General features: G+C 44.7%; 6 protein-coding genes and 1 riboswitch. Of the genes, 1 reads left to right on the plus strand and 5 read right to left on the minus strand.

The window, feature by feature from the left end; all coding sequences use genetic code 11:
* On the minus strand, positions 1–2,067 hold a 2,067-nt coding region (locus QZY09_RS01270; protein ID WP_295667133.1), incomplete at its 3' end, for a valine--tRNA ligase.
* A gap of 406 nt (positions 2,068–2,473) precedes the next feature.
* On the opposite strand from QZY09_RS01270, the gene QZY09_RS01275 reads away from it, so the two are divergent.
* Positions 2,474–4,531 (plus strand): M13 family metallopeptidase, encoded by a 2,058-nt coding sequence (locus QZY09_RS01275; RefSeq protein ID WP_295667136.1) that lies wholly within the window; start codon positions 2,474–2,476, stop codon positions 4,529–4,531.
* A gap of 89 nt (positions 4,532–4,620) precedes the next feature.
* On the opposite strand, the gene QZY09_RS01280 is transcribed toward QZY09_RS01275, so the two are convergent.
* From QZY09_RS01280 to metH, 4 genes are all read right to left on the minus strand, one after another.
* Positions 4,621–5,169: a tetratricopeptide repeat protein gene (locus tag QZY09_RS01280; protein ID WP_295667139.1), complete on the minus strand. Its 549-nt coding sequence runs from the start codon at positions 5,167–5,169 to the stop codon at positions 4,621–4,623.
* Between the two features lie 77 nt (positions 5,170–5,246).
* The gene (locus QZY09_RS01285) at positions 5,247–5,588 is read right to left on the minus strand and encodes a hypothetical protein (protein WP_295667142.1); all 342 of its coding nucleotides are present in this window, start codon (positions 5,586–5,588) and stop codon (positions 5,247–5,249) included.
* 206 nt (positions 5,589–5,794) lie between these two features.
* Entirely contained in the window at positions 5,795–6,751 is a 957-nt protein-coding gene (gene metF / locus QZY09_RS01290) for a methylenetetrahydrofolate reductase [NAD(P)H] (protein WP_295667145.1), read from the minus strand.
* A gap of 93 nt (positions 6,752–6,844) precedes the next feature.
* A complete protein-coding gene (gene metH / locus QZY09_RS01295) occupies positions 6,845–10,564 on the minus strand; it encodes a methionine synthase (RefSeq protein ID WP_295667148.1) in 3,720 nt (1,239 codons plus the stop codon).
* A 162-nt stretch (positions 10,565–10,726) separates the two neighbouring features.
* Positions 10,727–10,836: riboswitch (SAM riboswitch) on the minus strand.
* Positions 10,837–10,912: the final 76 nt, after the last annotated feature.

Genomic DNA, 10,912 nt, shown 5'->3' on the forward strand with positions numbered 1-10,912 from the left:
ATCTTCAAAAAATTTGATGGTTTTGTTAAGCGTTTCTCTGTCAATCGGTTGCTGATATTCAGGCTTCACCATTTCCAGGTACCAGGCGCAAAAATCGTCCCATATCAATTTATAAGTAGACATCAATGCATCCGAAATCCGGTATTGTGCAAAATAATCTTCAATTTCGGCCAGGGCCTGGTTAAACCTGCTTTCAAACCATTCAATGGCTAAATCATTATTATTTTCGAGGGTTTCGTTAACTTCCCAGCCCTTTACCAGCCTGAATGCATTCCAAATCTTATTGGCAAATTTACTTCCCTGCTCGCAGTAGCTTTCGTCAAACATCAGGTCGTTGCCTGCCGGCGAACAAAGCAGCATCCCGACCCTTACGCCATCTGCGCCATACTTTTCAATAAGGCCAAGCGGGTCAGGCGAGTTGCCCAACGACTTCGACATTTTACGCCCGAGCTTGTCGCGAACTATCCCGGTCAGGTAAACATTTTTAAATGGAACCTCCCCCCTGAATTCATGCCCCGCCATGATCATCCTGGCTACCCAGAAAAACAAGATCTCGGGCGCGGTTACCAGGTCGTTGGTTGGGTAATAATAATTGATATCTGCATTATTGGGGTCTTTAAACCCATCAAAAACAGATATTGGCCAGAGCCATGACGAGAACCAGGTATCCAATACGTCTTCGTCCTGTTTCAAGTCTTCGGCCTTCAGCTTTAAGCTTTCGCCGTTCAGCCTAACGGCCTCTTCAAAAGCCTCTTCGCGCGTTTTAGCAATCACAAACTGGCCGTTTGGTAAATACCATGCCGGGATTTGCTGCCCCCACCATAACTGGCGGCTGATGCACCAATCACGTACGTTTTCCATCCAGTTTCGGTAGGTATTGATAAACTTTTCGGGGATCAGTTTAATATCGCCTTTCAAAACGTAATCCAGCGCGGGTTTGGCCATTTCGTCCATCCTGCAAAACCATTGCATAGATAGTTTTGGCTCAATAACCGCGTCAGTTCGTTCTGAAAACCCGATTTGGGATTTATATTCTTCAACCTTTTCAAGGCTTCCATCCGATTCCAGTAAAATTGCTATTTTTTTACGTGCTGCAAACCGGTCCTCACCTACTAATATTTGTGCATTTTCATTCAGTGTACCGTCATCGTTTAAAATATCAATCACCGGCAGGTTATGTTTTTGCCCGAGCTCATAGTCGTTCAAATCATGCGCAGGGGTAACTTTTAAACAGCCGGTACCAAAATCCATGGTTACGTATTCATCCAGGATCACCGGGATTTCACGGTTGATCAACGGTATTAAAACAGTTTGGCCGTGTAAATGAATATACCTTTCATCATTCGGATTGATACAGATCGCCGCGTCCGCCATAATCGTTTCAGGCCGGGTGGTGGCAATAGTCAGGTAAGCCGGACCATACTCCTGACTCAAGACTTCAGACTCAGGACTTACAACTTTATACCTGATATAATAAAGCTTTTGGTTAACCTCTTTTCGGATAACCTCCTCGTCACTCACCGCGGTTTTGCCCTGCGGGTCCCAATTCACCATCCGCACACCACGATAGATCTGCCCCTTTTTATATAAATGGATAAAAGTGTCTATTACTGCTTCAGAAAGTTCATCTTCCATTGTAAAACGCGTGCGATCCCAATCGCAGGATGCACCGAGTTTTTTTAGTTGCTCAAGGATGATGCCGCCATATTTCTCTTTCCATTCCCAGGCATGAGCCATAAATTCCGGACGGGTAAGATCTTTTTTCGAGATCCCTTTCTCCTTTAGCATGGCCACTACTTTGGCTTCAGTAGCAATACTGGCATGGTCGGTGCCCGGAACCCAGCAGGCATTTTTGCCTTTCATACGTGCTCTGCGTATCAGCACATCCTGTATGGTATTGTTCAGCATATGGCCCATGTGCAGCACACCGGTAACGTTTGGCGGAGGTATTACGATGGTATAAGGTTCGCGTTCATCAGGCACCGACCTGAAAAACTCATGCTGTAACCAGTAACTGTACCACTTCTCTTCGGTTGCTTTCGGCTCGTATGTTTTAGAAATACTCATAGGGTGCAAAAATACAATAGTTCATGGTTTTTTTGAAAGTTCATGGTTAATAGTTCATGGTTCATAGCAGTTTTTCTCCTTTCTTTTCAAATTCTGAATTTTTTTACTTCAAACTATGAACTATGATCCATGAACTATGAACATCCCCCCCCATCACAATATTTTTACAATCCAGCGTTATCTTACTAAACTAAGCTCCCATCCATGAAATCAGTGCCTATTCAGCGTTTTTTACTGGATATTTTAAAAAATGTACGCTTATCATTTTTAATCAAATGGTTTAACCGTTAGGTAGTGTCGTTATCTTTTGACGGCGATATTCTTTATTTACTACCTTTAGTTTTCCAGGCTTGAAATTCATACTCGGAAGAAACTGACTGACATTAATTATTAAAGAATTAGCTAAATGAGAGTAAAATTTACCAATTTTATGCTGATTGGCCTTGTTGGCCTTTCGGTAAGCGCTTTTAACGTCATAGGTGATAAAAAGCCGGGGCACAAAAAGCCACCTATGAAGTACATTGATCCGGCAAACATGGATCTTTCCGTTAAGCCGGGGGATGATTTTTATAGGTATGCCAATGGCAACTGGATCAAGAAGAACCCAATACCCGGCAAAGAATCCCGCTGGGGAAGTTTCGGCATCCTGAACCAGGAAAACACCAACAAACTGCTTGCTTTGTTAAAAATAGTTAGTAAAACGCAGCATCCCAAGGGTAGTCTTGAACAACGTGTAGGTGACCTGTATGCCAGTGCGATGGATACGGTTGCTATTGAAAAACTTAACTATGACCCGATAAAACCAATCCTGGAGAGAATTGGTAAAATAGCTGACCTTAACGGCGTCATCAGCGAAGTGGTTTATGAACGCACGCATGGCGAAGCCGACCCTTTATTCCGCTTTGGTGTTGGCCCCGATGACAAACACCCCAATAGAAATATTGCCAACCTTAACCAGGGCGGCACCAGCCTTCCCGACCGCGACAATTACTTAAAAAGCGATGCCCGCAGTATTAAAATCCAGGATGCCTATAAACAATACATCGTTAATTTATTTACGTTGACCGGCTTAAGCCACGATGAGGCGGTAAAAAATGCGGAAACGATTTTTAATATCGAAAAAACATTGGCTAAAGCCCAGCTTAGCCGCGTTGCCATGCGCGACCCGAATGTTACCTATAATAAATATTCGGTGGCTGATTTCAGCAAAACCACGCCACACTTAAACTGGGTGGAATTGATGCCCGAAATGAAGGTTGCCGGCCAGGATACGCTTTTAGTTGGTCAGCCCGATTTTTTTAAAGCGGAAGATGCTTTGTTAACCGAAACCCCGGTAGCCGATTGGATAGTTTATTTGAAATGGAATATCCTGAAAGGTTCGGCGGGTTCATTAAGTTCAGCTTTTGTTAAGGCTAATTTTGATTTCAGTGCAGCCTTAAGCGGGCAAAAGGTGCAAACCCCGCGCAACGAGCGCATGGCGCGATTGGTTGATGGCAGCGAGGGTGAGTTGCTCGGCCAGCTATACGTTGCCAAATATTTTACCCCTGCAGCTAAACAATATATGGTTAACCTGGTAAACAACCTGAAAGTAACCCTTGGTGAACGCATTAAAAACCTTTCATGGATGAGCGAGGCAACAAAAGCCCGGGCGCTTCAAAAACTGGCTGCCTTTACCGTAAAGATAGGTTACCCAGACAAATGGCAAAAGTACAGTGGGTTGGAGATCGATCGTAACGATTATTTTGGTAACCTGACACGCGTATCCGAATGGCGATATAATTATGGAGTAAACCAGATCAGCAAACCGGTGGATAAAAAACGCTGGGGAATGTCGCCCCCAACCGTAAATGCCTATTATAACCCGGTAAATAACGAGATCGTTTTCCCCGCCGGGATCCTGCAGTTCCCTTTCTTTGATTTTGGGGCTGATGATGCAGTAAACTATGGCGGCATTGGCGCGGTTATCGGGCATGAAATGACCCATGGTTTCGATGATGAGGGACGGCGGTATGATGCCGACGGTACGCTGCGCGACTGGTGGACAAAGGACGATGCTGATAAATTTAAAACCCGCGCCGACCAGGTGGTTTCACAATACAACGCCTTTACCGTGCTGGATACCCTTCACGTAAATGGCAAACTTACGCTTGGCGAAAACCTTGCCGATCTTGGCGGCTTAAACGTAGCCTATGCGGCATTTAAAAAAACCAAAGAAGGCCATTCACATAAAACGATCAATGGGTTTACGCCCGATCAGCGGTTCTTCCTATCCTGGGCACAGGTATGGAGAAGTTCACAACGCCCTGAAGCTGCCGCCCAGCGTATTTTGACCGACCCGCACTCACCGGAGCAGTTCCGCGCCAATGCGCCGATTACCAATATTGACGCATGGTATGCCGCCTTTAATGTTAAACCGGGTGATAAAATGTATAAAACGCCTGAGGACAGGATCAAGGTTTGGTAGGATTTGAGTCAAAAGCCTTGAGTCTGAAGTCTTAAGTCAAAAATCGATTTAATAAGTGAAAGCCTGGTGTGATAGCCAGGCTTTGTTTGTTATTTACAATTATCGATAATTCTTTTTTGAGCATAACCAGCACCAAGGTCCTTTGCCTTAGTCCAATCCTCGCAAGCACCTGATTTATCGTTTTTATTAAATTTAGAGTTTCCCCGGTTAAAATAAGCCATGGCGTTCTGCGGCTCCAATTCAATTGCGCGGTCATAATCTTTTATTGCTTCATCGTATTCTCCGGCTTCATCTTTATTTGCAGCCCTGTTAACTATTGCATCGGTAAAATCAGGCGCCAATTCAATGGCTTTATCATAATCCCGCCTCGCTGCTTTCCACGTATGAAGTTCGTCCTTGGCAATTGCTCTTGAATACCATGCATTCGGGTCGGCCGGTTTTATTTTGATCGCAGTTGAAAAATTAATTATCGCCATGCCCGAGTTTTTTTTATCGTAGGCATCCATTGCCAGTTCGAAATAGTGATCGTATAGTGTTATATTCAAATCCGGGAAGTTTTGATTCTTAGGGTCGGCCATAGCGCCGTAACCATCGAGTTTACAATCAAACTCATATCCCTTGGCATATAAGTCAAGCACCCAATACCTTAAATTATCCTCATCGACAGGGAATTCCGTAGCATCACCTGTTAATTCCCAATACTCATTTACCTTTTTTATTTCCTTGATTTTATAACTAAAGTTAACAGCAAAAAATCCCCTAAGGAGTCGAGTTTATTTTTGCTGTCGGAGATAAAATCAAAATCGTATGTTGCCAATGCGTAATCTTTGATTCCGTCTTTTTTTCTCCGTTCATATACCTCGCTGGCGGCAACTATTTCCTTACCAAAGCCATCGGCAAATTGCTTCCTCGTAAAAAATCTATTTTCCATGTCATCGTGCTTATTGGTATTGCTTATACTGTCAGCAGTACTTTTTACAACCTGGTAAGCGTTATTCGTTTGGCCATATGCTGAAACCACAAGAAAGAGTAAAGCAAAAAATGACAGATATTTCATGTGGTCGGGTTCTTTTAAGCTAATCTACATTTTTAATTATTATATACTATTTCTGCTCTACTGCTCAAGCGACACAAACCACCTTCGTATTTTCGATTGTTGGGAGGCATCCAACGGGTGAGAAATAAGCAGCGAATTCCGCTTAACATAATACAGCTTCGGACTTCGGACTTCGGACTTCGGACTTCGGACTTCGGACTTCGGACTTAAAAAATCGCTTCCGCAATTCTTTTAGTTGGCCCTGCATTACTCATAGTATAAAAATGCAATACCGGCACACCAAATGCCATCAGTTCTTTACACTGGTTGATCATCCATTCAATACCAACATCCTTTACATCTTTTTCCGATTTGCAGCCGTTTATCGCGTCGCAAAGGTCTTCGGGCATGTCAATATGGAACGTTTTGGAAAGGTTGACCAATTGTTTGGAGCCTGTAACCGGTTTTAACCCCGGGATAATGGGCACAGTGATGCCATTTGCCCGGCAATTATTTACAAAATCAAAATACTTCTGGTTATCGAAAAACATCTGGGTAACAATAAAATTCGCGCCCATGTCTATCTTTTGTTTCAGGTATTTAAAATCGGTCTTTAGGTTGGGGGCCTCAAAGTGTTTTTCAGGATAACCGGCCACGCCTATGCAGAAATCGGTTTTCAGGTTTTCTTCGTTATTTTCATGCAGGTAAACGCCATTGTTCATGTTTACTACCTGCTCCAAAAGGTCTGTGGCATAATTATGGCCGTTAGGCGTTGGGATAAATGATGCATCGGCTTTGCGGGCATCGCCGCGCAAAACCAATACGTTCTCGATGCCTAAAAACTGCAGGTCGATCAGTCCATTCTCGGTTTCATCTTTAGTAAATCCGCCACACAATAAATGCGGAACAGTATCCACTTTGTATTTATTCATAATAGCCGCACAAATAGCGATAGTTCCGGGGCGCTTACGGTAGCTAAGCTTTTCCAGTAACCCGTTGGGGTGCTGTTTATATATAAAGTCCTCACGCAGCGAGGTAACGTCAATAAAAGGTGGTTTAAACTCCATTAAAGGATCAATGGCATCATACAATCCCTGTATGCTATGGCCCTTTAATGGCGGTATCAGTTCAAATGAAAAAAGTGTTTTGCCTTTGGCGTTGCTAATATGTTCGGTTATCTTCATGCCCCCTGACCCCCTAAAGGGGGAATTTTTATTTAATTTTTTACGATGTTGTTGTAATCTCCCACGTCTGCTCCCCCTTTAGGAGGCCGGGGGCTAATAATTCAAATTAGGCCCTAACCAGCGTTCTATTTCCTCAACCGGCATATTCTTCCTTATCGCATAATCTTCCACCTGGTCCTTACTGATCTTACCCAAGCCAAAATAGCGAGCCTGCGGGTGCGCGAAATAAAATCCGCTTACCGAGGCTGCAGGTGTCATGGCGAGGCTTTCAGTCAGGTGCATTTTTGCATTGTCCTCAGCTTTAAGTATTTCAAATAAGGTTGTTTTTTCAGTGTGATCCGGACAAGCAGGATATCCCGGCGCTGGTCGGATCCCCTGGTATTCTTCTTTGATCAATTCATCAGCCCCCAGATTCTCCCCTTTCGAATATCCCCAATACTCTTTGCGCACCAGCTCATGCATTTTCTCGGCGAATGCCTCTGCTAAGCGGTCGGCAAGGGCTTTAGCCATAATGCTGTTATAATCATCAAAATCAGCCTCAAATTTAGCGACCAATTCATTACAGCCAATACCGCTTGTTACTGCAAATCCGCCAAAATAATCAGGCACGCCGCTTTCTTTTGGGGCGATAAAATCCGATAAAGCGTAATAGGGTTCACCTTTAACTTTTTCGCTTTGCTGGCGCAGCGTGTGGATGGTGGTCAACAATGTGTTACGGGTTTCATCAGTATATAATTCAATATCATCCCCAACACTATTTGCCGGCCAAAAACCGATCACACCGTTTGCCTGCAGCAGTTTTTCCTTTACTATTTTCTTTAAGAGTGTTTGCGCATCGTCGTACAGCTTTTTTGCCTCAACACCAACATATTTATCATCAAATATTTTAGGGAAACTGCCCCTTAGCTCCCAGGTATGAAAAAATGGCGTCCAATCGATATAGGGCACCAGGTCTTCCAACGGGAAGGCTTCAATAACCTTAGTTCCTGTAAACGTGGGTTTATTAGCAATAGCGCCATTCAGGTTGATCTGTAATTTTGCATTGCGGGCATCCTCAATGCTGATAAAGCGCTTATCTGAGCGTTTGTTTAAATGGGCCTCACGCGCTTTTGCGTATTCTTCTTTTATGCCCTTCACGTAAGGTCCGCGCTGGTCTTTATTCATTAAACTGCTGCACACGGTAACACTGCGCGATGCATCCAGCACGTGGATAGCCGGTCCGGAGTAATGCGGATCAACCTTAACTGCGGCGTGGATACGGGATGTTGTCGCCCCACCAATGATCAAAGGAATCGTAAACCCTTCACGTTCCATTTCTTTGGCGAAATGTACCATTTCATCCAGCGAAGGGGTAATCAAGCCGCTCAGGCCGATGATATCCACATTTTGCTTTTTAGCTTCCTCGATGATCCTTTGCGCCGGAACCATTACCCCGAGGTCAATCACCTCGAAATTATTGCAGGCCAATACTACACCTACTATGTTTTTACCTATATCGTGTACATCGCCTTTAACCGTAGCCATTAAAACCTTACCGGCATTGGCCCTGCTCCCGCTGCTATCTTCACCCGCGTCAATCACCCTTTGTTTTTCCAGTTCGATAAACGGCAATAAATAAGCCACGGCCTTTTTCATTACACGGGCCGATTTTACCACCTGCGGTAAAAACATTTTGCCGGAACCGAAAAGGTCGCCCACTACGTTCATGCCATCCATTAACGGGCCCTCTATCACTTCTAAAGGTTTGGCATAAGCTTGCCTTGCCTCTTCCACATCTTCATCCAGGTATTCGATAATGCCTTTTACCAGCGCATGTGATAAACGTTCAGCAACAGGTGCTTTACGCCATTCTTCATCTCTTACAATCTCTTTACCTTTTGATTTTATCGTATCAGCAAATTCAACCAGGCGCTCAGTAGCATCTTCGCGGCGATTCAAAAGCACATCTTCAACCAGCACCAGCAGGTCTTTCGGGATTTCCTCGTAAACTTCCAGCATGCCGGCGTTTACAATACCCATATCCAGGCCTGCTTTTATCGCATGGTATAAAAAGGCCGAGTGCATCGCCTCACGTACCGTGTTGTTCCCCCTGAAGGAGAAGGATATATTACTTACCCCGCCGCTCACTTTAGCATAGCGCAAATTTCCTTTTATCCAGCGGGTAGCTTCAATAAAATCAACTGCATAATTATTATGCTCTTCCAACCCGGTAGCAACTGTTAAAATGTTTGGGTCGAAGATGATATCCTGTGGCGGGAAACCAATTTCATTTACGAGAATGTTATATGAACGCTGACAAATTTCTTTACGTCGCGCCAATGAATCGGCCTGGCCGGTTTCATCAAAAGCCATTACTACTGTGGCCGCGCCGTAACTTAATATCTTGCGGGCGTATTCTTTAAATTTCTCTTCGCCTTCTTTCAGCGAGATGGAATTGACGATGCCTTTACCCTGCAAACATTTTAAACCAGCCTCTATCACTGTCCATTTGGACGAGTCGATCATGATGGGAAGTTTGGCAATATCGGGTTCTGAAGCTACGAGGTTAAGGAACTTAACCATTACTGCTTCAGAATCGATCATCCCCTCATCCATATTGATATCGATCACCTGGGCGCCGCCCTCTACTTGCTGGCGGGCAACCGTTAAAGCAGCTTCATAATCCTCCGCTAAAATCAATTTGGAGAACTTTGGCGAACCTGTAATGTTCGTCCGTTCGCCAATATTTACGAAATTGGTTTCGGGTGTTAAGGTAACCGCTTCCAAACCGCTTAGGCGCAGGTATGGCTCAATTTCGGGCCTTACGCGTGGCGGATATTTTGCCGCTCTTTCGGCGATACATTTGATATGCTCAGGCGTGGTGCCACAGCAACCGCCCACGATATTTACCAGGCCTGCTTTCATAAACTCATCCACCTGGTGAGCTGTTTCATGCGCAGTTTCGTCATACTGGCCAAACTCATTGGGCAGGCCTGCGTTTGGATATGCCGAAATAAACACGTCGGCTTTTTGCGAAAGTTCTTCAATATGCGGGCGCATTTCTTTTGCACCTAAAGCGCAATTTAGCCCGACAGAGAGTAAATTGGCGTGGCGAACCGAGTTCCAAAACGCCTCTACCGTTTGCCCGGAAAGGGTACGGCCGGAGGCATCAGTAATGGTACCGGAGATCATGATGGCCCCTTCACCTTTAAACGGAGCATATTCTTTACCAGCCGCTGCGCATTCGTTTTTATAACGATCTATCGCAAACAGTGCCGCTTTTGCATTCAGGGTATCAAATATGGTTTCGATGATCAACAAATCAGCGCCGCCATCAACAAGGCCTCGCACCTGATCGTAATATGCTTCCGCCAAATCGTCAAAACTAACCGCACGATAGCCCGGGTCATTTACGTCTGGCGAAAGTGAAGCGGTACGGTTGGTTGGCCCGACAGCACCAGCCACAAAACGCGGTTTGGTTGGATCTTTTTTATTATATTCATCGGCAACTTCACGGGCAATACGGGCACCTTCGTAGCTCAATTCGTAGGCTAATTCTTCCAGGTGATAGTCAGCCAGTGAAATGCGCTGGGTGCTGAATGTATTGGTCTCGATGATATCCGCACCGGCCTCCAGGTATTCGGCATGTATGGCTTTGATCACATCTGGGCGTGTGATGTTCAGCAGGTCGTTATTTCCTTTAAGATCAGAACCATGGTCGCGAAAACGTTCGCCACGAAAATCCCCTTCGGATAATTCGTACCGCTGGATCATGGTGCCCATTGCCCCGTCAATTACAAGAATGCGTTTTTGTAGTTCTTTTCTGATATCCATTTATTGATTTCACCGATTGTTGTTTTGTGATTTCACCGATTTCCGTTTGTGATTTCACCGAATTATTCCAGGCAGAAACAAGTAATCGGTGGAATCATTCCCTAATCGGTGCAATCCAAAAAATAATAGCTTATATCGAGAAGTCGTCTGATCACTGACCTTCGCTTATCTTTCCCGGAAGCCAATTGGCTCTCAAGTAGAATGTGGCACCTTGTAAGCACAGGTTGCCAAGACTTCGCAGGGTCTAATCCCTCCGTCTTTCTCTATAAGCAATGCAAAGATGAGTAATAAAGTTGTAAAGTGCAAGAGTGGTATTATCAGCCCCCGCTGAATCTCCCGGAAGGAGAG

The organism is uncultured Mucilaginibacter sp. (genome assembly GCF_903913935.1).
GTDB lineage: Bacteria > Bacteroidota > Bacteroidia > Sphingobacteriales > Sphingobacteriaceae > Mucilaginibacter.